The 21,535-nt window shown below is 68.8% G+C and carries 19 protein-coding genes; 11 read left to right on the forward strand and 8 right to left on the reverse strand.

All coding sequences use genetic code 11. The features are described 5' to 3' along the window. Nucleotides 1–258: 258 nt before the first annotated feature. Entirely contained in the window at nucleotides 259–1,512 is a 1,254-nt protein-coding gene (locus AOM45_RS27055) for a mannosyltransferase (RefSeq protein ID WP_051784634.1), read from the forward strand. Here AOM45_RS27055 and AOM45_RS27060 read toward each other — a convergent pair. Beyond that, nucleotides 1,429–2,412, reverse strand: coding sequence for a glycoside hydrolase family 88 protein (locus AOM45_RS27060; protein WP_162185758.1), 984 nt, complete (start codon nucleotides 2,410–2,412; stop codon nucleotides 1,429–1,431). The genes AOM45_RS27055 and AOM45_RS27060 overlap by 84 nt on opposite strands. A gap of 60 nt (nucleotides 2,413–2,472) precedes the next feature. Further along, entirely contained in the window at nucleotides 2,473–2,766 is a 294-nt protein-coding gene (locus tag AOM45_RS27065) for a 4a-hydroxytetrahydrobiopterin dehydratase (RefSeq protein WP_030472938.1), read from the reverse strand. Nucleotides 2,767–2,903: 137 nt separating this feature from the next. Here AOM45_RS27065 and AOM45_RS27070 point away from each other — a divergent pair, with 137 nt between their 5' ends. The 3 genes from AOM45_RS27070 to AOM45_RS27080 are packed head-to-tail and all read left to right on the forward strand — an operon-like array spanning nucleotide 2,904 to nucleotide 6,441. Then, nucleotides 2,904–3,902: a thiamine ABC transporter substrate-binding protein gene (locus tag AOM45_RS27070; RefSeq protein ID WP_030472939.1), complete on the forward strand. Its 999-nt coding sequence runs from the start codon at nucleotides 2,904–2,906 to the stop codon at nucleotides 3,900–3,902. After that, the gene (locus AOM45_RS27075; protein ID WP_372497497.1) at nucleotides 3,878–5,488 is read left to right on the forward strand and encodes an ABC transporter permease; all 1,611 of its coding nucleotides are present in this window, start codon (nucleotides 3,878–3,880) and stop codon (nucleotides 5,486–5,488) included. The genes AOM45_RS27070 and AOM45_RS27075 overlap by 25 nt, the downstream gene beginning before the upstream one ends. After that, nucleotides 5,488–6,441, forward strand: coding sequence for an ABC transporter ATP-binding protein (locus AOM45_RS27080; RefSeq protein ID WP_030472941.1), 954 nt, complete (start codon nucleotides 5,488–5,490; stop codon nucleotides 6,439–6,441). The genes AOM45_RS27075 and AOM45_RS27080 overlap by 1 nt, the downstream gene beginning before the upstream one ends. Before the next feature lie 310 nt (nucleotides 6,442–6,751). Here AOM45_RS27080 and AOM45_RS27085 read toward each other — a convergent pair whose 3' ends face one another. Genes AOM45_RS27085 through AOM45_RS27095 form a run of 3 tightly spaced genes read right to left on the reverse strand, consistent with a single transcriptional unit; the run spans nucleotide 6,752 to nucleotide 9,620 of the window. Further along, the gene (locus AOM45_RS27085; RefSeq protein ID WP_030472942.1) at nucleotides 6,752–7,555 is read right to left on the reverse strand and encodes an ABC transporter permease; all 804 of its coding nucleotides are present in this window, start codon (nucleotides 7,553–7,555) and stop codon (nucleotides 6,752–6,754) included. After that, on the reverse strand, nucleotides 7,552–8,556 hold the full coding sequence (locus AOM45_RS27090) for an ABC transporter ATP-binding protein (RefSeq protein WP_051784635.1): 1,005 nt from the start codon (nucleotides 8,554–8,556) through the stop codon (nucleotides 7,552–7,554). Before AOM45_RS27090 ends, AOM45_RS27085 begins: the two co-directional genes overlap by 4 nt. Beyond that, entirely contained in the window at nucleotides 8,553–9,620 is a 1,068-nt protein-coding gene (locus AOM45_RS27095; RefSeq protein WP_030472944.1) for a LolA family protein, read from the reverse strand. The genes AOM45_RS27090 and AOM45_RS27095 overlap by 4 nt, the downstream gene beginning before the upstream one ends. A gap of 155 nt (nucleotides 9,621–9,775) precedes the next feature. On the opposite strand from AOM45_RS27095, the gene AOM45_RS27100 reads away from it, so the two are divergent. Genes AOM45_RS27100 through AOM45_RS53050 form a run of 3 tightly spaced genes read left to right on the forward strand, consistent with a single transcriptional unit; the run spans nucleotide 9,776 to nucleotide 12,537 of the window. After that, the gene (locus AOM45_RS27100; RefSeq protein ID WP_030472945.1) at nucleotides 9,776–10,489 is read left to right on the forward strand and encodes a response regulator transcription factor; all 714 of its coding nucleotides are present in this window, start codon (nucleotides 9,776–9,778) and stop codon (nucleotides 10,487–10,489) included. Next, the gene (locus AOM45_RS27105) at nucleotides 10,486–11,745 is read left to right on the forward strand and encodes a sensor histidine kinase (protein ID WP_030472946.1); all 1,260 of its coding nucleotides are present in this window, start codon (nucleotides 10,486–10,488) and stop codon (nucleotides 11,743–11,745) included. The genes AOM45_RS27100 and AOM45_RS27105 overlap by 4 nt, the downstream gene beginning before the upstream one ends. Before the next feature lie 9 nt (nucleotides 11,746–11,754). Then, nucleotides 11,755–12,537: a (deoxy)nucleoside triphosphate pyrophosphohydrolase gene (locus AOM45_RS53050; protein WP_236703841.1), complete on the forward strand. Its 783-nt coding sequence runs from the start codon at nucleotides 11,755–11,757 to the stop codon at nucleotides 12,535–12,537. Here AOM45_RS53050 and trpS read toward each other — a convergent pair. Next, a complete protein-coding gene (trpS, locus tag AOM45_RS27115; protein WP_030472948.1) occupies nucleotides 12,530–13,453 on the reverse strand; it encodes a tryptophan--tRNA ligase in 924 nt (307 codons plus the stop codon). The genes AOM45_RS53050 and trpS overlap by 8 nt on opposite strands. A 169-nt stretch (nucleotides 13,454–13,622) precedes the next feature. Between trpS and AOM45_RS27120 the strand changes: the two genes are divergently transcribed. Next, the gene (locus AOM45_RS27120; RefSeq protein WP_030472949.1) at nucleotides 13,623–13,928 is read left to right on the forward strand and encodes a YciI family protein; all 306 of its coding nucleotides are present in this window, start codon (nucleotides 13,623–13,625) and stop codon (nucleotides 13,926–13,928) included. Here the strand turns inward: AOM45_RS27120 and AOM45_RS27125 are convergent. Together AOM45_RS27125 and AOM45_RS51890 are read right to left on the reverse strand one after the other, a co-directional pair. Beyond that, nucleotides 13,925–14,842, reverse strand: coding sequence for a S41 family peptidase (locus AOM45_RS27125; protein WP_051784636.1), 918 nt, complete (start codon nucleotides 14,840–14,842; stop codon nucleotides 13,925–13,927). The genes AOM45_RS27120 and AOM45_RS27125 overlap by 4 nt on opposite strands. Next, on the reverse strand, nucleotides 14,842–14,997 hold the full coding sequence (locus tag AOM45_RS51890) for a hypothetical protein (RefSeq protein ID WP_162185756.1): 156 nt from the start codon (nucleotides 14,995–14,997) through the stop codon (nucleotides 14,842–14,844). Before AOM45_RS51890 ends, AOM45_RS27125 begins: the two co-directional genes overlap by 1 nt. A 166-nt stretch (nucleotides 14,998–15,163) precedes the next feature. On the opposite strand from AOM45_RS51890, the gene typA reads away from it, so the two are divergent. The 3 genes from typA to AOM45_RS27140 all read left to right on the forward strand — a co-directional run bounded on the left by typA (nucleotide 15,164) and on the right by AOM45_RS27140 (nucleotide 21,330). Continuing rightward, nucleotides 15,164–17,059, forward strand: coding sequence for a translational GTPase TypA (typA, locus tag AOM45_RS27130; RefSeq protein ID WP_030472952.1), 1,896 nt, complete (start codon nucleotides 15,164–15,166; stop codon nucleotides 17,057–17,059). Nucleotides 17,060–17,482: 423 nt separating this feature from the next. Next, nucleotides 17,483–18,679 carry an HNH endonuclease signature motif containing protein gene (locus AOM45_RS27135; RefSeq protein WP_059362722.1) on the forward strand — a complete coding sequence of 399 codons (1,197 nt, stop codon included), beginning with the start codon at nucleotides 17,483–17,485 and terminating at the stop codon, nucleotides 18,677–18,679. A 986-nt stretch (nucleotides 18,680–19,665) separates the two neighbouring features. Next, the gene (locus tag AOM45_RS27140; protein WP_051784638.1) at nucleotides 19,666–21,330 is read left to right on the forward strand and encodes an ABC transporter family substrate-binding protein; all 1,665 of its coding nucleotides are present in this window, start codon (nucleotides 19,666–19,668) and stop codon (nucleotides 21,328–21,330) included. Nucleotides 21,331–21,535 lie beyond the last annotated feature (205 nt).

The following is a 21,535-nucleotide window of genomic DNA, read 5'->3' on the forward strand; positions in this document are numbered from 1 at the left end:
CTCACCTGAGGAACAACGAAGGGGGAACCTCCACTGTGGAGGTTCCCCCTTCGCGTTGTATCACAACGGTTTTACACGTTGTTCTTCGCGCGTGCGGCAGCCGCGAACACTCCGAACGCGACCCCCAGCATGGCCAGAGCGGCGACGGCGGCAACAACAAGATCAACAGACATGATCAGAAAAACTCCCTCTTGCGATCTCTCCCGTCCCTATGACGCCGGGGTACCCGCAAAAGTTGCCTCGGGTAACGTTTTCGGGGTGAAACTCCGTGCTGTGGAAGCGCGTGTGCTCTCCGTAGCGCCGTGGCTGCTCGCCCTGTCGGTCATCGGGCACCTGTTCATGGTCGCGTTCCAGACGAAGATGACCATGATCGACCTGCTGGTCTACCGCAACGGGTCGCCGCACCTCTTCAGCGGTGACCTCTACGCGTGGCGGCTCGACCAGTACGCGGACGTGTTCCCGCTGCCGTTCACGTACCCGCCGTTCGCGGCCGCGATCTTCACGCCGATGAGCTGGATCCCGTGGGAGGCGTCCCGCTGGGTCTGGCAGCTGATCTGTCTCGGCTGCCTGTACTTCATCGTGCGCACCAGCCTCAAGCTGCTGAAGCTGAACGACCCGCGCCGCGCGATGTTCTGGACCGCGCTGGTGCTGTGGATCGAGCCGGTGCGCACCACGCTCAACTACGGCCAGATCAACCTGGTGCTGTGCGCGATCCTGATCGGCACGCTCGCCAGCGCGCGGAACTGGGTCGGCGGCGCCGGTGTGGGTTTCACCGCGGGCATCAAGCTGACGCCCGCTATTTCCGGTTTGTACTTCCTCATCCAACGCCGGTGGATGGCTGCCGTCTGGTCGTTCGTGGCGTTCGTCGCCGTGTACGGCATCGGCTGGGTCATCTCGCCCGCGCAGTCCAACGAGTTCTGGTTCGAGCTGCTCGGTGACGCGAGCCGGGTCGGACCGGTCGGCAGTGCGATCAACCAGTCGTTGCGCGGGGCGTTGAGCCGCACGGTCGGCTACGACGTCGGGCACCTGCGACACGACCACCTGGTCTCCGACTCCACTCTGGCCTTCTACCTCTATCTCGCCGTCATGCTGTTCGCCGCCGCTCTGACGTGGTTCGCGGTCAGCAAGACCAAGGACGTGCTCGCGCTGATCGTGAGCGTCCAGATGCTCGGCCTGCTGGTCTCGCCGATCTCGTGGAGCCACCACTGGGTGTGGATGGTGCCCGCCCTGCTGTGGCTGATCTACGAGGGCGGACACCTCCTGTGCAAGATCACCGCCGGTCTCTGGGTGCTGCTGACCGGCGGCTACCTGATCTCGTTCCTGCTGCTCGCCCAGCCGAACATCTGGGACTTCCCACGGCCGTGGATCTTCGTGCTGCTCGGCTGGGGCTATCCGGCCGCGGGCATGCTCACGCTGGTCGCGATCGGTCTAGCAACCCGGCGTCAACGGGACGAGCTGCTGGCCGGCGAGGAGGAAGCTGCCGACGGCGAACCCAGCCGAGTCGCCGGCTGAGGCCGGCTTCCAGGAGTTGCGGGCCGCCGTCCAGCCGAGCAGGCCGTCGGCGTCGAGCGCGGTCTGGAGCGCCTGCCAGCCCTTCCGCACGTGCGGCAGGTAGGTGTCCTTGTCGAGCACGCCCGCGTTGATGCCCGCGGCGAACGCGTAGGTGATCATCGCGGTGGCCGCCGAGTCCTTGCCGGTGGCGCCCCAGAAGCCGTCGTGGCGCTGGAGGTACCGCAGCGTGTGCGCGCTCTTGCGCAGGGTCTTGGCGTAGTCGGCGCGGTACGGGTTGTCCTTCGGCAGCGCCAGGATCGCCTTGGCGAGACCCTGCACGGCCCAGCCGTTGGTCTGCACGTTCAGGCTCCACAGACCCGTGAGCTCGTTGAACGTGCGCTTCTTGAGGCTGCGGTACGACCGGTACGAGTAGTCGAGCAGGTCCTGGTCGAGGTCGCGCACGGCGACCTCGGTGAACGACGGCAGCGACATGGTCAGCGCGTCCGGCGACTTCCAGTAGTCGTACTTCCCGGTCTTCGCCTGGGCCCGCAGGTTGTCCCGCAACGGCTGGAGCACCTCAGGCTCCGGGTGGAAGAACGACACGGCGAGGTAGGCCTCACCGCTCGCCTGCGGGTCCGGGGCGTACGGGTTCGCCGGGTCGAGGGGCAGCAGGTACTTGTTGGCCTGCACCCACGGCCACGTCTTGTGGTTGCTGATCCCGGTCGTCCGGACCTGCGCGATGTTGCCGGTGTGGAAGTTCGCGTTGGACCAGTTGTTCGCCTTGAGGTCGGTGCCCTTGGTGACCCACGCCGCACTGGCCTTGATCATCACGTCCGTCACGGCACAGGGCACGGCCTGCGCGGCCGCCGGTGCGATCAGAAGACTGCCTGCCAGCGCAACTACGAACAAAGGTGTGCGCAACCGCATGAGGGTGTTCCCTCTCATCTCCGCGGGCGGCGGCAGCGCACATTCTTGACCGAATCAGGTCAACGCGTCCAGGACCCCGTCGATTTCCTCGGCGAGGGACACGTCGAGCGCGGTGATTCCTCCCTTGTAGTGGGTGCTCAGGCGAAATGTCAGGGTCTTGTAGCGAATGTCGACGTCAGGGTGGTGGTTGTCGTTCTCCGCGATCTCCGCGACCCGGTTCACGACCATGATCGCCTGCGCGAAGCTCGCCAGTTCCACGGTCCGGACCAGGGTGGCGTCCTGGGCGGTCCAGTCGGGCAGCTTGGGCAGCACGTCGTTCAGCTGATCGTCGCTCAACAGCTCGGCCATGTCCTGATCGTCCCACCACGTCACGTAAGCTGCGCGTTTGCCACGGGAGTCCGGTGAAGCGCCGGGCTGAGAGGAGGGCTCGCAAGCCCTCGACCGTCCACCTGATCCGGGTCATACCGGCGTAGGGAGAGATTGACGTGAGAAGGATTTTTGCTGTTCTCGCCGCGTTGGCGCTGACCGGTTGTTCGGCCGGTACGTCGACCGCGCCGCAGACGCACGAGGTCACGTTGGTGACGCACGACTCGTTCGTGGTGAAGGAAGGCCTCCTGGACGAGTTCCAGAAGGCCAGCGGCATCACCGTGAAGCAGATCGCTTCGGGTGACGCCGGCGAGCTCACGAACAAGCTGGTGCTCACCAAGGCCAACCCGATCGGTGACGTCGCGTTCGGCGTCGACTCGACGTTCGCCTCGCGGGCGCTGTCCGAGGGCGTGTTCGCCGAGTACGCCTCGCCGGAGGCCTCGAAGGGCGCGCAGCGGTACCAGGTCGACTCCACGGGCCGCCTGCATGCCGTCGACGTCGGTGACGTGTGCCTGAACATCGACCCGGCAAAGCTCGGCGGGGTCGAGCCGACGTCGTACGAGGACCTGACCGACCCGAAGTTCAAGGACAAGCTGGTCGTGGAGAACCCGGCCACGTCCTCGCCCGGGCTCGCGTTCCTGCTCGGCACGATCGCGAAGTTCGGCGAGAACGGCTGGCAAGACTACTGGACCAAGCTCAAGGCCAACGGCGTCAAGGTCGTGAGCGGCTGGGAAGAGGCCTACAACCAGGAGTTCTCCGCCACGAAGGGCACGCGGCCCATCGTGGTGTCGTACGCCTCGTCGCCGTCGGCGGAGGGCGGCAAGACCAAGGCCGTGCTCGGCACCTGCTACCGCCAGGTCGAGTACGCCGGTGTGCTGTCCGGGGCGAAGAACCCGGAGGACGCGAAGAAGGTCCTCGACTTCCTGCTTGGCGAGAAGTTCCAGGCCCAGGTCGCCGAGCAGATGTACGTCTACCCGTCGCGCGAGGGCGTCGCGCAGCCCGAGTCGTGGGCCAAGGACGCGCCGTTGCCCACGAACCCGCAGACGCTGCCCGCGGACAAGGTGAAGGACAACCGCGAAGCGTGGGTCGAGCAGTGGCGCAAGCTCGTGCAGGGCTGATCACGGCTCGTTCTGGCTGGTCAGCGGCCGCTTTGCTGCCGCTGGCCTTCCTGGGACTGTTCTTCGCGTGGCCCGTGCTGGCGATCGTGTCGCTCGGGCTGCGCGAGGGCGGGGTCGTCTCCGCCCTGTTCAGCGGGGAGACCTGGGAGCTCGTCGGCTTCACGCTCGGGCAGGCTCTGGCGTCGACGGTCGTGGCAGTCGTCGCCGGGCTTCCCGTGGCGTTCGTGCTCGCGCGCTGCCGTCTGCGCGGGCTCGGGTTCGTGCGCGCGGCCGTGATGGTGCCGTTCGTGCTGCCGACCGTGGTGGTGGGCTTGGCCTTCCGCACGTTCTGGCCGGACGGCGGGGTGTTGCCGATCGTGCTGGCCAACGCTTTCTTCAACGTCGCCGTCGTCGCACGGACCGTCGGCGGGCTTTGGGCGCACACGGATCGACGGGCCGAAGACGCGGCTCGTGCCTTGGGTGCCTCACGGCCGCGGGCGTTCCTGTCGGTGGTGCTGCCCGCGCTGGCGCCCGCGATCGGGTCGGCCGCGGCGGTCGTGTTCCTGTTCTGCGCCACCAGTTTCGGTGTGGTCCTGGTGCTGGGCGGGTCGCGGTACCGGACGCTGGAGACCGAGATCTACCTGCGGACGGTCGAGCTGTTCGACCTGTCGGGGGCGGCGGCGCTGTCGTTGCTCCAGTTCGCCGCGGTGCTCGCCGTGCTGGTGCTGGGGGCTCTCGCCCGGCGCCGGCGGGAGACCGCGTTGTCGTTGCGCGGCAGGGAAGAGCTGGCGCGGCGGCCGTCCGGTGGCGAGTGGTGCGTCGTGGCCGTGGCGTTCGGTGTCGTGGCCGCTCTGCTGACGCCGGTCGTCGGACTGGTGACGCGGTCGCTGTCCACTCGGGACGGATGGAGTTTCGCGGGTTACGCGGCGCTGGCGTCCCGCGGTGACCGCGGCACGTTGGCGGTGACCGGGATCGACGCCGCGCTGAACTCGGTGCGGACCGCGTTCGACGCGACGCTGGTGGCGTTGGTGGTCGGGGTGTTCTCGGCGGTGGTGCTGGTCGGGCTGCGGCGGTCGGGATCGCGGATCTCCGAGGTGCTCGACACCGCGTTGATGCTGCCGCTCGGGGTATCCGCGGTGACGGTCGGCTTCGGCTACCTGGTCACGATGGACGCGTTGCCCGGTGACTTCCGGACCTCGCCGATGCTGGTGCCGCTGGCGCAGGCACTGGTCGTGACGCCGTTGATCGTGCGGATGGTGCTGCCGGTGCTGCGGGCCGTCGACGAACGTCTGCGGCAGGCGGCGGCGACGCTGGGCGCTTCGCCGTGGCGCGTGTGGCGCGAGGTGGACCTGCCGCTGGCCGGCCGTTCGCTCGCGGCGGCGGCCGGGTTCGGGTACGTGGTGGCGCTGGGGGAGTTCGGGGCGACGAGCTTCCTCGCGCGACCGGACGCGCCGACGTTGCCGGTGGTGATCGCACGGCTGATGTCGCGGCCGGGGGAGTTGAACAGCCAGATGGCCTACGCGGCGTGCGCGCTGCTGATGGTCGTCACGGTCGGGTGCGTGCTGCTGATCGAACGGTTGCGCGTGCCGAGCAGCGGGGAGTTCTGATGGCGCTGGAACTGGACTCGATCACCGTCCGCTATGGACAGACGGTCGCGGTGTCGGACGTGTCGCTGTCCGTCGCCGACGGGGAGGTCGTGGCGCTGCTCGGGCCGTCCGGGTGCGGCAAGTCGACGCTGCTGCGCACGATCGCGGGGCTGGAGAAGCCGTCTTCCGGTGCTGTGCGGTGGGATTCGCGTGACCTGGCCGGCGTTCCGGTGCACCGGCGCGAGTTCGGGCTGGTCTTCCAGGACGGGCAGCTGTTCCCGCACCGGTCGGTCGCGGGCAACGTGGCGTTCGGGCTGCGGATGCAGAAGATCGAGCGCGAGTCGCGGGACAAGCGGGTGCTGTCGCTGCTGGAGCTGGTCGGCCTCGAGGGGTATGCCGACCGCCGGGTGACGCAGCTGTCCGGTGGTGAGCAGCAACGGGTGGCGTTGGCGCGGGCGTTGGCGCCGTCACCGCGGTTGCTGCTGCTGGACGAGCCGTTGTCGGCGCTGGACCGGGCGTTGCGCGAGCAGCTCGCGGTGGACCTGGCGCGGCTGCTGCGGGAGGCGCAGACCACCGCGTTGGTCGTGACGCACGACCACGACGAGGCGTTCACGCTGGCCGACCGGGTGGCGATCATGTCGCGCGGCCGGATCGTCCAGGTCGGCCCACCGGCCGAGGTGTGGTCGTCGCCGGTCGACGTGGAGACCGCGAAGTTCCTGGGGTGCAACAAGTTCGTGCCGGGGTCGTTCGTGGGGCTCTCCGCTGGACGGGTCGGGCTGCGCGCCACGGCGTTGCGGGTGGCCGACTCCGGTCCGTTGGAGGGCACGGTGCTGGAGCGGGTGCACCGGCGTGACCACGTGCGGTTGCTGGTGGAGATCGACGGCGAGGAGTACGAGGCCGTCGGGCCCATGACCGAGGTCGGGGACCGCGTGCGGCTCGAAATCGACTTGGACGGCGTCGCTCGAATCGGTTAGCTGGGGAGCGGGTCGGACGGACCGTTGGGCGAGCTGGACGCGGCCGTGTTGGACAGGCATTACGCGGTGAACACGAGGTCGTCGACCCTGCTGGCGCAAGCGTTTGCCCGGCAGCACGACGGCGCCCTGGGTGAGGCCGGCGGACACCGGGTACGCGAGTGCGGAGACGTACGAGTGGGTGCGGGAGCGGATGCCGCTCGGCCCGCTGAGGCCAGCCGGACGACGCCGCCCGGCTGGTCTCCTGGCTCTGCACCGACGACGCCGCGTGGATCACCGGTCAGGTGATCAACAGCGAAGGCGGCTTCCGGCGTTAGTTGTCCTTCGTGATCAGGCGCATCGCGGCGAGGCCCGTCCCGATCAGCAGGTAGCAGCCCGCGAGCAGCGTGCTGTCCCAGATCTGACCGAACGGGATCGGGTCCCGCATGACGTCGATCAGGCCGGGGAACCCGGTCGTGATCAGGAACGGGTGCAGCCAGTCGAGCGACGGGAACTGACCCAGCACCTGGAACACGATGATCGTCGTCATCGTCGCCGCCTGCACCACCAGCGGGTGCTCGGTGGTCGAGCTGACGGCGAGGGCGACCGCGCCGATCGACACCATCTGGAACGTCACCAGCAGGATGAACAAAACGATGCGCACCAGGCCCTCTGCGGTGCTGAGGGTGGTGCCGGACAGCGTCATCATGCCGTCCGTGCCGAGGAACGCGGTGCCCGCGATGATGCCCACGACCGCCATCAGCGTGACGGCGAACAGCGACATCGCGGTCAGCCCGAACAGTTTCACGAACAGCAGCCGCACCCGTGACACCGGTGCGACCAGCAGGCCGCGCAACGTGCCGTGCTGCGCCTCGCCCGCGAGGCCGTCCGCCGCCCAGATCGAGGCGACCAGCGGCAGCAGCAGGTTGAGCGACAGGAACAGCGTGAAGATGGGCACGACCATGCCGTTGCCCTTGAGGATCGCGGCGAGTCCCGGACCGCCACCACCCTCGTCGCTCGCGGTCCAGATGCCGAAGCTGATGATGATCGGCACCAGGACGAGCCCGAACAGGCCGATGATGGTCCGCGGCCGGCGCAGCATCCAGCGCACCTCGGAACCGAGCTGACGTGTGATCATCGCCGTCCCCCGTCCAGCGTGTCCACAGAGGACATTCCGCGCTCGGCCTCCTCGGCCTCGGTGAGCCGCGCGAACAGCTCCTCCAGGCCGGTCTTCCACCGGGTGGCCTCGTAGACGCCGACGCCGGCCTTCACCAGCGTCTCGATCACCTGGGGCGCGCTCGTTCCGGCGAGCTCGACCCGGAGGCCTTCACCGAGTGGCCGGGCGGAGATCTTGGCCTGCCGCAGCGCACCCAGCGCCGTCTCGACGTCCGGGGTGATCACCTGCAGCGCCGAGCCGCCCGCCTGCAGCAGCTCGGTCAGCTCTCCCTGCGCCACCACGGTTCCGCGGTGCAGGACGGCCACGTGCGTGCAGGTCGCCTCGACCTCGCTCAGCAGGTGGCTGGAGACCAGGACGGTGCTGCCCTGCTCGTGCAGCTCCGCGATGATCTTGCGGATCTCCCTGGTGCCCGCCGGGTCGAGGCCGTTCGTCGGCTCGTCCAGCACGACCAGCTTGCGCGGCACGAGCAACGCCCCGGCCAGGCCGAGACGTTGCTTCATGCCGAGCGAGTACCCCCGGTACCTGCGGTGGGCCGCCTGCGCGAGCCCGACGCGTTCGAGAGCGTCCTCCACGGCCTGCTTGATCTGCTTCTTCGGCAGGAGGGGCTCGAACGCGGCACAGCGGATGAGGTTCTCCCGTCCGCTGAGGAACGGGTGGAACCCCGGACCCTCGACCAGCGCGCCCACGTGCGGCAGCGCCTGCTCGACCCCGTCCGGAAGACGTTGACCGAGCAGCTCGATCTCCCCCTGCGTGGGGCGGACCAACCCGAGCAGCATCCGGATCGTGGTCGTCTTGCCCGACCCGTTGGGGCCGAGCATGCCGAGCACGGCTCCTTCCGGCAGCTCGAGGTCGACGCGGTCCACGGCGACCGTGCTCCCGTACTCCTTGCGCAGACCCTTGGTCCGCGCGGCGACAGCGTGCGTGGTCGGCGCTGTCACCGGCGCGCTGGTCGAGGTGGTCACTTCACCTGTCCGATCGTGTCGAACAGCACCTGCTCGGGCACGGCACCCGCGACCACGCGGCCGTCGTCCGCGATCAGGATCGTGGCGACCTTGGTCGTGAACAGCTTGCCGCTGCCCCAGTTGCCGCTCACCTTCTTGGTGAACCGGTCGACCAGGCCCTGCGCCTCGGCCGGCACCTGGGTCATGGCGTCAGCCGGGATCCTCGCCCCGACGACCGTGTCCCAGCCCGTGCCGAAGATCTGCGGGTTCTCACCCCGCAGCGCCTGCTCGATGCCGATCTCGGGCTTGTGCCTCTGCTGCTCTTCCTTGGCCTCCGGAGTGGTGACCTTGGCGCCCGACGGCGGCGTGAACTCGAACAGCTTCGAGTCCTGCGGGCCGACGTTGATCTGGCTGAAGCCGACCTGACCCACCGGCTCCGCGGTGCCGTTGGTCAGCACGGCGACGCGCAGCGGCATCTTGAGCTCGGAGTCGACCGCGATCCTGACCTCGCGGACCAGCGTCTTCTCGCCGGCCTTCGGGGTGAGGACGAGCTCGTAGGCGGCACGGTTGGCGACCCGTGCGGTGCCGTCCACGGAGATGTCGCTGAACTCCTTGGTCTTGCTGACGATCTCCTTGGCCGCGGTGGCCGGGTCCATCGCGTTGTCCGGCTTGGCCTCGTCCTTCCGGCCGTCCTTGTGCTCGGACTTCGTGACCTCGTTGTCCTGCGAGTTCCAGGACCACGTGGTGGTGCCGTCGTCGACGATCGTCTGCTCGGACTGGCCGTTCGGCAGGGCGAGCCGGAGCTTGCCGTTGCCGTCGGTCCAGATCCTCGCGCTGTGCTTGCCGTCCGCGAGCTGCGGGATTTCCGCGATCGACGGCAGGCCCAGCTTGTTGTCGACCTCGACCGTGCCGCCGAACGCGCCTGGTTTGCTGGTCAGGACCTGCTCGACCAGCGTTTCCGGGGCGATGTTCGGCAGGGAAGGTGGCTGGCCTGCGCCTGCGGGCATGGCGAGCAGGCTGAGGCCTGCCGCACCGGTGAGCACACCGGCCGCTGCCGCGGCCAGGGTCACCTTTCGGTTGTTCATCTGTTGTCCCCTCCTCCAAGGGCTTGTACTCACAGCTTGGATCGGGGTTGCTGAGATGGTGCTGAGACTACTCTGACCTGCGAGTTTGTGCTCGTTTCAGAGTGCTTGCTGAGAGTCGGCTGAGATCATGTGCGCGGCCGGGAGCCGTGCGCGGCATGCTGTGCGGTGTGAAGCCTCGAGTGCTGGTCGTGGACGACGAGGTCGGCGTGCGCCGGGCGTTGGAGCGTGGGCTGGCCGCTGAGGGGATGGAGGTCGTCACGGCCTCTGACGGGCCCACTGCTCTGCGGGTGGCGTTGACCGGGGCCTTCGACGTGGTGTTGCTGGACATCATGCTGCCAGGGTTGTCCGGGTACCGGATCTTGCAGCGCATGCGGGCCGACGGGGTGCGGACGCCGGTGTTGATGGTGTCGGCCAAGGACGGGGAGATCGACCAGGCGGACGGGCTGGACCTCGGGGCTGACGGGTACCTGGTCAAGCCGTTCAGCTTCGTGGTGCTGGTGGCGCAGGTTCGGGCCCTGTTGCGGCGCGGCGGTGGGGCTCGGCGCCGGTTGACGCTCGGGAGTCTGGTGATCGACCGGGGGTTGCGCGAGGTCAGCTGGGACGGGCAGGACGTGTCGCTCAGCCCGCGGGAGTACGCGGTGCTGGACGTGCTGGCCTCCCGGGCCGGGTCCGTGGTCACCAAGGACGAGTTGTTGCGGACCGTCTGGGGCGACGAGCAGGCCGCTACGCGGAATGCGGTCGAGGTCTACGTGGGGTACCTCAGGCGCAAGCTGGAGGCTGTGGGAGCCGGCGAGGTCGTCCGGACCATCCGGGGACACGGGTACATCGCGTCCACTCCGGACCTCGACAGCGCCCTGGGGAATCGGTGAACCCTCGCCGCTGGTGGTTTCGGCGGACGCTGCGGTTCCGGATCACCGTGGTCGCCACCGGGGTGGCGTTGTTGTGCCTGCTGGCGTTCACCGGGCTGGCGCCCGCGTTGATCGGACTGGTCCAGATCACGGCTGTGGACCAGGAGCTGGAGAAGTCGCCGCCGCGCGTGCTGGACGTGTCGGGGGTGCCGGTCGACGGGGAGGCTCCGCTTCCGTTGACGGCTCAGGACATTCGGACGTTGAAGTCCGGGCAGCCGGTGTTGCGGCTGGACGGGCAGTCGGCGCACCGGTTCCGGGGGCGGGTGGTGTTCGCGGAGGACGGCACGCCCCGGCTCGAGGTGTACGGGAGCACGCTGCTCGGGTACGAGAACGCCAACACGCTGGGGACTCGGTGGTTGGCGGTTGCGGCCGTGCTGGTGGCGGGACTGGTGGGGATCGCCACCTGGCTGGCCGTGCGGTCGTCGTTGCGGCCGGTGGAGCGGATGCGGGTGGCTGCCGGGGAGTTGCCGCACGGGGAGCGGTTGCCGGTGCCGCCGTCGCGCGATGAGTTGCAGGCGTTGGCCGAGGCGTTGAACGCCTTGCTGGCCCGCCGGGACGAGGCGTCGGATCGGTTGCGGCGGTTCACGGGGGACGCCGCGCACGAGCTGCGGTCGCCGGTGGCCTCGGTGCGGGCGCAGGCCGAGGTGGCGGTGGCGCATCCCGATCCGGACTTCTCGATCGAGGTGCTGGAGTCGGTGGTCGAGGAGTCGATCCGGCTCAGTGCGCTGGTGGACTCGTTGCTGATCCTGGCCCGTGCGGACACCGGGGCGCCGCCTCGGGCCGAAGCGGTGGATCTCGTGCTGGAGGCCGAGGCGGCCATCGGGCGGCTCGACACCGAGTTGCTGGTGCGGTTGAGCGCACCGCCGTCGGCCTGTCTGGTGTCGGCGACGCGGTCCGAGGTCGAGCTGGTGCTGGACAACCTGTTGCGCAACGCCGCCCGGTACGCGTACTCGACGATCACGCTGACGCTGGTGCCGGTGGGTCGGGACGTGCGGTTGCTCGTGGACGACGACGGGCACGGGATTCCCGTTGAGCACCGGGCGAAGGTCTTCGACCGGTTCTACCGGGTGGAAGAGGATCGCGGGCGGCGGTCCGGTGGGTTCGGGCTCGGGCTCGCGCTGGTGGCGCACCTCGTGGGGCGGCGTGGCGGGTCGGTGCGCGCGGCGGAGTCACCTGCCGGTGGTGCGCGTTTTGAGATCCGCTGGCCTTCCTGGTAGTCAACGGTGGTGCCAGAGTTGCGAGCGTCGGCGCTGGTCGACGCGCCTGTTGCCGTCGTTGCCGGTGCCCTGCTGGACACCTCGCTGATCGCGGGGTTCGGCGTCAAGGTGCCGGGTCCCCTGCTGTGCCTGGGAGATGTGCTCACCGGGCCGTTCGGGGTGAAGCTGACGGTGACCCGCGCTGATTTGTCCGGTGTGTCCGCCGCCGGGGATTTTCTGGAGCTGCACACGGATCTCGTGGTCACCGGGGCCGGGACGATGGTGATCGACCGCGTCGCCTGGACGACCGTCGGTGGTGTGGTCGGGCGGTTCGCGGACGTCACGGTCGGGCGCGGGATGGCGTTGCGGGTGCTGCAGAAGCGGTCGGCGCTGCTCGCGGAACGGTGCCGCGAACTGAGCGGGGCCAGGGTCGTGGTCGGGGCGGCGATCGTCCGGGGTGGACGGTTGCTCGCGCAGCAACGGTCCTATCCGGAGAGTCACGCGGGGCAGTGGGAACTTCCCGGCGGCCGGGTCGAGGACGGCGAGAAGCCCGAGGAGGCGCTGGTCCGCGAGTGCGTCGAGGAGCTCGGCGTGAGCGTCGTCGTCGGCGAGCAGGTCGGGCCGGACGTGCCGTTGCGCAAGGACGTGGTGTTGCGGATCTTCGCCGCCGAGTTGGCGGAGCTCGACGGCGATGAGCCGGAAGCGTTGGAGCACAACGCTGTCCGTTGGCTCACCGCCGACGAGCTGCCGGCGACGGACTGGCTGCCCGCGGACCGGGTGCTGGTGCCGGCCCTTCAGGAGCTCCTCAACTGAGTCCGGAGAGGCGCAGCGCCGCGTCCAGCCGGTGCTGGGCGCGGTCGCGGGCCCTGTCCGCACCCGCCGACCGGATGCGGTCCAGCTCCGCCGGGTCGGCGAGGAGCTCCAGCGTGCGGTCGCGCACGGGACGCAGCTCCTCGATCACGGCCTCGGCCACGACGTTCTTGAGGTCGGAGAACCTGCTCGTGTAGTCCTCGGGCTCCTTGCCGGTGCAGGAGGCGAGGATCTCGGTCAGGTTCTCGATGCCCTCCGTGGACGAGACGGCGCGCCGGACCTTGCGGCGCACCAGGTCCGGCTCGTCGAGCACGAACACGACGCCCGCGGAGTTCTGCGCGGACTTGTCCATCTTGCGCGCGGGGTCCGAGAGGTCCTTGATCCGCGCGCCCACCTTCGGCACGACCGCGGTGGGGACGATGAACGCGTCCCCGTACGCGTTGTTGAAGCGCCGGGCGAGCGCGCGGGCCAGCTCGACGTGCTGGAGCTGGTCCTCGCCGACCGGCACCTCCGCCGTGCCCTGCAGCAGGATGTCCGCCGCCATCAGCACCGGATAGGTGAGCAGGCTGAGACGCACGGACTCGCGCCCGAGCGACTTCTCCTTGAACTGGATCATGCGCGCGGCCTCGCCGTAGGTGCAAGTGCACTCCAGCACCCAGTTGAGGGCTCCCAGCTCGCGGATCAGGTCGCTCTGCACGCACACGCTCGCCGGGTCGATGCCGGACGCGACCAGCACGGCGAGCTGTTCGCGCGTCATGGATCGCAGTCGTTGCGGGTTGTGCGACGACGTCATCGCGTGCAGGTCGCTGATGAAGTAGACGTCCTCGTGCGTGCCCTCACGGGCCCACGTCCGCAGCGCCCCCAGGTAGTTGCCCAGGTGGACCTGGCCGGAGGGGGTGATCGCGGAGAGCCTGATCATGGTGGTGGTCCTTCCGTGGAGGACCGCCCGGACGAAACGCACAAAAAAGCCGCCCGTCTCGGGCGGCCTGTGAACGAGTCAGCGCACAGCTACTCCGGCCGCCTGAAAGCGGCCCGCCAGAAGGCGTTCAGAGTGCGCACGATCAGCAGTATAGGACTACCGTTGAAGAATGTTCATCGTGCTGCTGAAGTACGTCGCGCCACTGGAACAGATCGACTACGCCCTGCCCGACCACCGCGAGTGGGTCGAGAAGCAGTACGAGCGGGGTTACTTCCTCGCTTCCGGGCGTCAGGTGCCGAGGGTCGGCGGCGTGATCATCACGCGGCCCATGCCCCGCGGGAAGCTCGAAGCGCTGCTCGCGACGGACCCGTGGGCCTCGCAGAACCTGGTGAAGTACGAGATCACCGAGTTCGAGGCGACGCGGACGGCGCCGGAGCTCGTGAAGCTGAACGAGGCCGTGGCGCTGCAGCACTAGCGCTGCCGCGTGGCCAGCCACTCGATCGCCGCGTCGAGCGCTTTGCGCCTGTCGACGACTGCGTGCGGGGTGATCGGGGCGTTGCCGTACGCCCGGCCGGTCCGGTCGGCCATGTGCCCCACGGTGATCGCGAGCCGCGCGCCGTCGGGCAGTTCGAAACTGTTGTTGGCCGTGGCGAAGCCCGCCGTCGGTTCGCCGAAGCTGCGTGCGTTCGCCGCGCCGGTGAACGAGATCAGGACCGCCTCACCCGAGCTCGAGGTCTGGCCGTCGACCAGCACCGCCACCGGTCCGTCGACCGCGGCCGGCATCTTCACCTGCGGGAATGCGACTTCGGCACCGTTGTAGACGTGACCGTCCCGGACGCCCCAGTCCCCGAGGCTGCCGCGCGGGCCGACGAACGACCCCGTCCTGCCTTCGCCCAGCAACGGCGCGACCACCGTGAGCATCGGGTGCATGTCGCCGCCACCGTTGCCGCGCAGGTCGACGACCCAGCTCCGCGGCCGGGCGGCGAGGAGATCGCCGAACACCCGCCGGCCGGCGTCGACGTACGCCTCGCCGTGCTCCGACGAGACCGCCGGGATCTGCAGGTACGCGGTGGTGCCGATCATCCGGCCGTCCGGGGTGGTGCCGACCGTGGACGGCGCGCCGCCGGCGGCCGAGGCGTCCAGGAAGGTGTGCGAGTTGCCGAGCAGGGCGATCACCCGGTTGATGGCGCGATAGGTGTCGGCGGGCCGCTGGGCGTGCGCGATGTCACGGTGAGCTTGGGCACGTAGTCGTGGCCAGTCGGCTTTCGGGCTCTCCACCGAGTGCTGCTGCAGCAGGCCGAGTGCGGTGTCGAGATACGCGCGTGGTGCGGAGACGGGTTCACCGGCGGTGACGACCAACAGCAGCACCGTGATCAACGCCAGCCGCATCAGGCGGCCTTCTTCAGCGCCTTCTTGGCCGCCTTCGCCGCCTTCTTCGCGGCCTTCTTGCGGGCCTTGTCGCGCTCCTTGAGCAGGAACGGCACGGGGCAGCGCTTGCACTGGGGTTTCGACCTGCAGCACTTCTTCTTGAGCTTCTTACCCACTGGTTGCACTCCACTCCGACACGTGTCGCCAGAGTAGGTGAGGCTCACTTCACTCGGCACACTTGTGTGGTAATGCCGACGCAACCGGTAGTATCAGCAGCGGCCCTGCGCATCGAAGTGTCCGGCGCGAGCCCCTCCAACGCCTTCGAAGCTCTAGGAGTTCTGCGTGCCCACGGCCACCGCGTCTGCCCTTCAGACGCGCACTGACCTGCGAAATGTTGCGATCGTCGCGCACGTCGACCACGGCAAGACCACCCTGGTCGACGCCATGCTGCGCCAGTCCGGCGCCTTCTCCGCGCGTGCCGAGCTCGTCGACCGGGTCATGGACTCCGGCGAGCTCGAGCGTGAGAAGGGCATCACGATCCTCGCCAAGAACACGGCCGTGCGTCGCCACACGCCGGACGGCGACGTGATCATCAACGTCGTCGACACCCCCGGCCACGCCGACTTCGGTGGCGAGGTCGAGCGCGCGCTGTCGATGGTGGACGGTGTCGTCCTGCTCGTCGACGCGTCCGAGGGCCCGCTGCCCCAGACGCGCTTCGTGCTGCGCAAGACCCTGGCCGCCGGTCTGCCGGTGATCCTGCTGGTCAACAAGGTCGACCGCCCCGACGCCCGGATCTCCGAGGTCGTCGACGAGGCCCACGACCTGCTGCTCGACCTGGCCACCGAGGTCGGCGCCGACGAGTCCGTCCTGGACCTGCCGGTCGTCTACGCCTCCGCGCGCGCCGGTCGTGCCTCGCTCACCCAGCCCGAGGACGGCGGCCTGCCGGACGAGGAGAACCTCGACACCCTGTTCCAGGTGCTGCTCGAGCACATCCCCGCGCCGAAGGTCGACGTGGACGGCCCGCTGCAGGCGCTCGTCACGAACCTCGACGCGTCGACGTTCCTCGGCCGCATCGCGCTGTGCCGCATCCACCAGGGCACGCTGCGCAAGGGCGAGACCGTGGCGTGGTGCCGCGAGGACGGCGAGCCCGTCAAGGTCCGCATCACCGAACTGCTGATCACGGAGGCGCTGGACCGCCAGCCCGCCGAGGTCGCCCGCGCGGGTGACCTGGTCGCCATCGCCGGCATCCCGGACATCACCATCGGTGACACGCTGGCCGACGCCGAGGCCCCGGTCGCGCTGCCCCGCATCACGGTCGACGAGCCCGCCATCTCGATGACCGTCGGTGTGAACACGTCTCCGCTGGCGGGTCGCAACGGCGGCACCAAGCTCACCGCCCGCATGCTCAAGTCGCGTCTCGACTCCGAGCTGATCGGCAACGTGTCCGTGCGCGTCCTCCCGACCGAGCGCCCGGACACCTGGGAGGTGCAGGGCCGCGGCGAGCTGGCGCTGGCCATCCTGGTCGAGCAGATGCGCCGCGAGGGCTTCGAGCTGACCGTGGGCAAGCCCCAGGTGGTCACTCGCACCGTCGACGGCAAGGTCCACGAGCCGTTCGAGCGCCTCTCCGTCGACTGCCCCGAGGAGCACCTCGGCGCCGTCACGCAGCTGCTGGCCAACCGCAAGGGCCGCATGGAGAACATGTCGGGCCACGGCACCGGCCGCATCAAGCTCGACTACGTGGTCCCGTCGCGAGGCCTGATCGGCTTCCGGACTGAATTTTTGACGGAAACCCGCGGCACCGGCATCGCGAACGCCGTGTCCGAGGGGTACGGCCCGTGGGCGGGCGAAATCCGCACCCGCCACAACGGCTCCCTGGTGGCCGACCGCTCCGGCTCCATCACCGCCTACGCGATGATCCAGCTGGCCGACCGCGGCACCTTCTTCGTAGAGCCGGGCGCCGACGCGTACGAGGGCATGGTCGTGGGCGAGAACCCGCGCGCCGAGGACCTCGACGTCAACGTCACCCGCGAGAAGAAGCTCACCAACATGCGCTCCTCCACGGCCGACGTGATGGAGACCCTGGCCCGCCCGCGCAAGCTGTCGCTGGAAGAGGCCCTGGAGTTCTGCGCCTTCGACGAGTGCGTGGAGGTGGCACCGGAGGTCGTGCGCGTCCGCAAGGTGACGCTGGACGCGAACCTGCGTGGGCGTGAGCGGTCGCGGTTGAAGCAGCGCGGCTGATCGCGTTCGTTACGCCTTGACGGGGCGGCTTGGGCTTCGGCCTGGCCGCCCTTTGTCGTTGTGTTGCTGGTTCGGTCGAGTTCCAGCGTGGTTGCGTTGCTTTTATGACGAGCCGGGTCATTTCATCGCCGCTTCGCGACGATTGCGATTGGGGCTTGACTTCGGGGCCCTTGCGAGGCGCTGTGTCGGGCGGAAAAGGTCGGATGCTTCGCACCCGCCCGATCCGAAAAGGCTAGCACCTCGCTCCCAAAGTCAAGCCCCAATCGCAGTCGTGCGTGGTTGCGTTTGTTGTTCGCCTCGCCTCATTACCGGTTGCCTGCGTTCGTATTGCCCGGTTCGGCTCGGCTTCGCCATCGCTGGTTCACCCGATCGTGTGCGGCTTTGCCCGTTATTCGTTCGTGATCTTGCGGTAGATTAGAACACGTGATCGAAACCCGCCTCCTCTCCACCGACGAGCTGCTCCGCAGTCTCGTCGACGAGGTGACGGAAATCCGGGTTCGCGAGAACGCTGCATTGCAGAAGCTTGCCGAGTTGGAGCGGCGTGGGGTTGCGGCCGAGTTGGGTTACAAGGATTTGCCGCACGTCTTGCGGCATGCCGTCCGCTGGGATCTCCACACCGCCAGGCGCTGGATTGCCAATGCCGCACTGCTGACCAACGAGATCACCCCGACCGGCAGCGAACTGGCTCCGGTGCTTCCGCTGACGGCGGAGGCGGTGGCCGAAGGCGCGTTGTCGATCGACCACGTCGCCGTGGTCGCCGAGATCATGAAGACCGTGCCCGCCGAGCACGAGGTCACCGTGGTGGGCTACGCGCGCGACTTCGAGCCCGTCACGGTCCGCCGTCTGGGCACGAAACTCGCCTACACCATCCACCAGAACGACCCCGAGCCGCGCGACCCCAAGCCTGCGCCGCCGGGCAACCAGCACTCGATGTTCTGGAAGAACGGGCGACTGGAGATCCGCGCGAAGCTCGACAAGGTGACCGGCGCCAAGTACGAGGCGCTACTCGACCCGCTGGCCAAGCCCCGCCCGACCACCGCGGACGAAGGCCCCGACCCGCGCTCCCGCGAGGAACGCGAAGGCGACGCCCTGGCCGAACTGGTCGACCTGATGCTGCGCGCCGACCAGCTGCCCGAACACGGCGGCGAACCAGTCACCCTGACCCTGACCATGCCCTACGAGGACCTGGCCAACCAGGTCGGCCACGCCACCCTCGACAACGGCGACCGCGTCCCGGCCGAGCAGGTGCGTGAGCTGGCCTGCAACGCGGGCATCATCCCGATGGTCCTGGGCGGAGCGGGCCAGCCGCTCAACGTCGGCCGCAAAACCCGCACCTTCCCCGCCGCAATCCGCAGGACCCTGGTCACCAGGGATCGGGGCTGCGCCTTCCCCGGCTGCGGCAGACCGCCCAGGCAGTGCGACGCTCACCACATCCAGCACTGGGCCAACGGCGGCGACACGTCGGTGGACAACGCGGTCCTGCTCTGCCGCCACCACCACACGCTCATCCACCAGAGCGAGTGGGAAGTCAGGCTGGTCACCGGGATGCCGACGTTCTACCCACCAGCCTGGCTTGACTGCCAACGAAGTCCCAGACGCAACCTGATCAACACCGCCTGACCACGGCCGGGCAGGCGTAGTGATGCTGCCTGGCTGCGGCCAGGCAAGCAGGTGAATGCTGCCTGGTTGTTGACTGAATGGGGGCCGCCTTCTTGCTGTCGCGTGGAGCTTGCGCCCGGTGAGGACAATTCCGCGAAGCCCGAAGCCCGAAGCCCGAAGCCCGAAGCCCGAAGCCCGAAGCCCGAAGCCCGAAGGTCGGGCGGCAGCGGCAAAATGGCAGCAAATAATGGCAGCGCGTAACGCTAACGCCGAGCGTCCCCTAACCGCGATGGCGAAGCACAATCCGCTCTCGCCGCTCTCGCCACTCGAACCGCTGTCGATGGCGAAGCCAGCACCCCATCAACCGCAATGGCGAAGCCGAGCCGAATCTCCACCACAAACGCCACGACGGCGAAGCCGAGCCCCCACCAACCGCGATGGCGAAGCCGAGCCGGACAGGGCTATGCGTCATCGGGCAAGCGGTAATGAGGTGAGCCGAACAACAAACGCAACCACGCACGATTGCGATTGGGGCTTGACTTTGGGAGCGAGGTGCTAGCCTTTTCGGATCGGGCGGGTGCGAAGCATCCGGCCTTTTCCGCCCGACACAGCGCCTCGCAAGGGCCCCGAAGTCAAGCCCCAATCGCAATCGTCGCGAAGCGGCGATGAAATGACCCGGCTCGTCATACGACCCAAAGCGACCACCACCACAAAGGCGACCACACCAGCAGAAGGCGACCACCCCGCTGGAACCCGCGCCGAACCACCCCAAGCCGACCCGCACACGCCCCAACGCAAGCCGCAAGCCACCCCAACCCCACCCCCGCGCCGGCGTTTCAACCGCCCGAAACCAGCCGACCCGTCCACCGAACCACCCGACGAGGTGGGCCGTACTACCCACCGTGCAAGCAACCCCGCCACCCGCCCCGACGTCTCTCCTCTAGGCGCGGGTGACAAAACCCGGGTTGCCCGCACGTCAACACCACCCTTCTGGCAATGTGAGGACCATGAGGCGACTCGGGGGAGTGCTGGTTGCTGCCGTGCTGTGCGGCACAGCCGCGGCGTGTACGAACGCGCCGCCTCCGCCGTTGGTCCCCAAGTCCGAGGCTCCCGTCATCACCACCACGGGGCCCAAGGTGACCGAGATCGTGGTCGGGGTCGACGACGTCGCGGGTGGTTACAACCCGCACTCGCTCGCCGCGCAGAGTCCCATCACCACGGCGCTGAGTTCGCTGCTGCTTCCGTCGGTGTTCCGGGCCGGGGCTGATGGCGCGCCGCAGCTCGACCGGAACCTCATGGTCAGTGCGAAGGTCACCAAGGCCGAGCCGTTCACCGTCACCTACACGATCCGCAAGGACGCCAGCTGGTCTGACAGTGCGCCCATTGCCGCCGAGGACTTCTCGTACCTCTGGCAGCGTATGCGCGTCGAGCCCGGTGTTGTGGATCCGGCGGGTTACCGGCTCATCAACAACATCAGCGCCCGGGAGGGTGGCAAGGTCGTCGAGGTCGCGTTCGGCAAGCCGTTCCCCGGCTGGCGGAGTCTCTTCGCGAACCTGTTGCCCGCTCACCTGCTCAAGGACGCGCCCGGTACCTGGTCGAACGTGTTGAGCACCGGTTTTCCCGCCACTGCCGGGCCGTTCCAGGTGCGCAGCCTGGACGAGCCCCGTGGTGAGGTGGTGCTGGAGCGCAGCGACCGGTACTGGGAGGTGCCGACGACGCTCGACCGGGTCGTGATCCGGCGGGCCACGCACAGCGCCATGGCCGAGTCTCTGTCCAAAGGCGACAACCAGGCGGCTTTGCTGCGGGCGGACGCTGCTGACGTGAACCTGTTGAAGGCGATCGAGCAGCTCACCACCAAGCCCGTTCCTCGCAACGAGGTCGTGCAGGTCCTGCTCCGGCCGGTCAGTCCGCAGCTCGCGGACGTCAAGGCCCGGCGGGCGGTCGTGGCCGCGCTCGACCGGGACGCGCTGATCGCGTACGGCACGCAGAGCGGGCCGAGTGCGCAGTTCCGGGCCGACTCCTACGTCGTGCCGCCCAGCCGGGCCGGGTACCAGGCGACCATCACGGGCAACACGCTCAACGCGGCGGCGGTCGACCAGCTCCTCACCGAGGCCGGGTACGCGAAGGCCGGTACGGGGTGGCAGAAGGCCGGCAAGCCGCTCAAGCTCAGGATCGCCGCGCCGGAGAAGGTCGAGCCGTACGTCGGCATCGCGAACCGGATCAAGGCGCAGCTCGCCGAGCGCGGCATCGACTCCGAGGTCGTCACGCCCAACGCCGCTGAGCTGTTCAGCAAGCAGCTCGTCGAGAAGGACGTCGACATCGCTGTCGTGCCCCGCGTGGACGCGGGTGACTCGTCGGCGGCGCTGGCCAGCGTCTACGGGTGCGCCGGGACCGTGCAGGACGGGGGCACGCCCAGCCCGCAGAACCCGGCCGGATTCTGCGACCAGGCGATGCAGACCGACGTCGACGCCGCGTTGAACGGCAAGGCGCTGCTGTCGGACGTGCTGGCACGGGTCGAGCCGCAGATCCAGGCTCAGGCCGTCGCGGTGCCGCTGTTCCAGGTGGTCGATCTTCTCGGGGTGCTGCCCTCCGCGGTGTCGGGTGTCGACACCGGTGCGCCGCTCGCCGGCGTGCTCAGCGGGGCGCCCGAATGGCGGCGTCTGGGCAAGTAGCCAAGGCGTGGGAAACCCGTTGCGCGAGGGGTTCCGGCGTTGCTACTTTCGGCCGCCCTCGTTGACAGAATTTCTCCCGCCCGGTCAACGAACGCTTCCGCCCGGTAATCGGGCCATTGCGGCGTGCTACAACCTGTTTCCATTGGGTCACGATCACCCCATCAGGTAGTGACCACCACCTCAGCGGGTTCATACCGTGCCCCCG

This window comes from Lentzea aerocolonigenes, assembly GCF_000974445.1.
Lineage (GTDB): Bacteria > Actinomycetota > Actinomycetes > Mycobacteriales > Pseudonocardiaceae > Lentzea > Lentzea aerocolonigenes.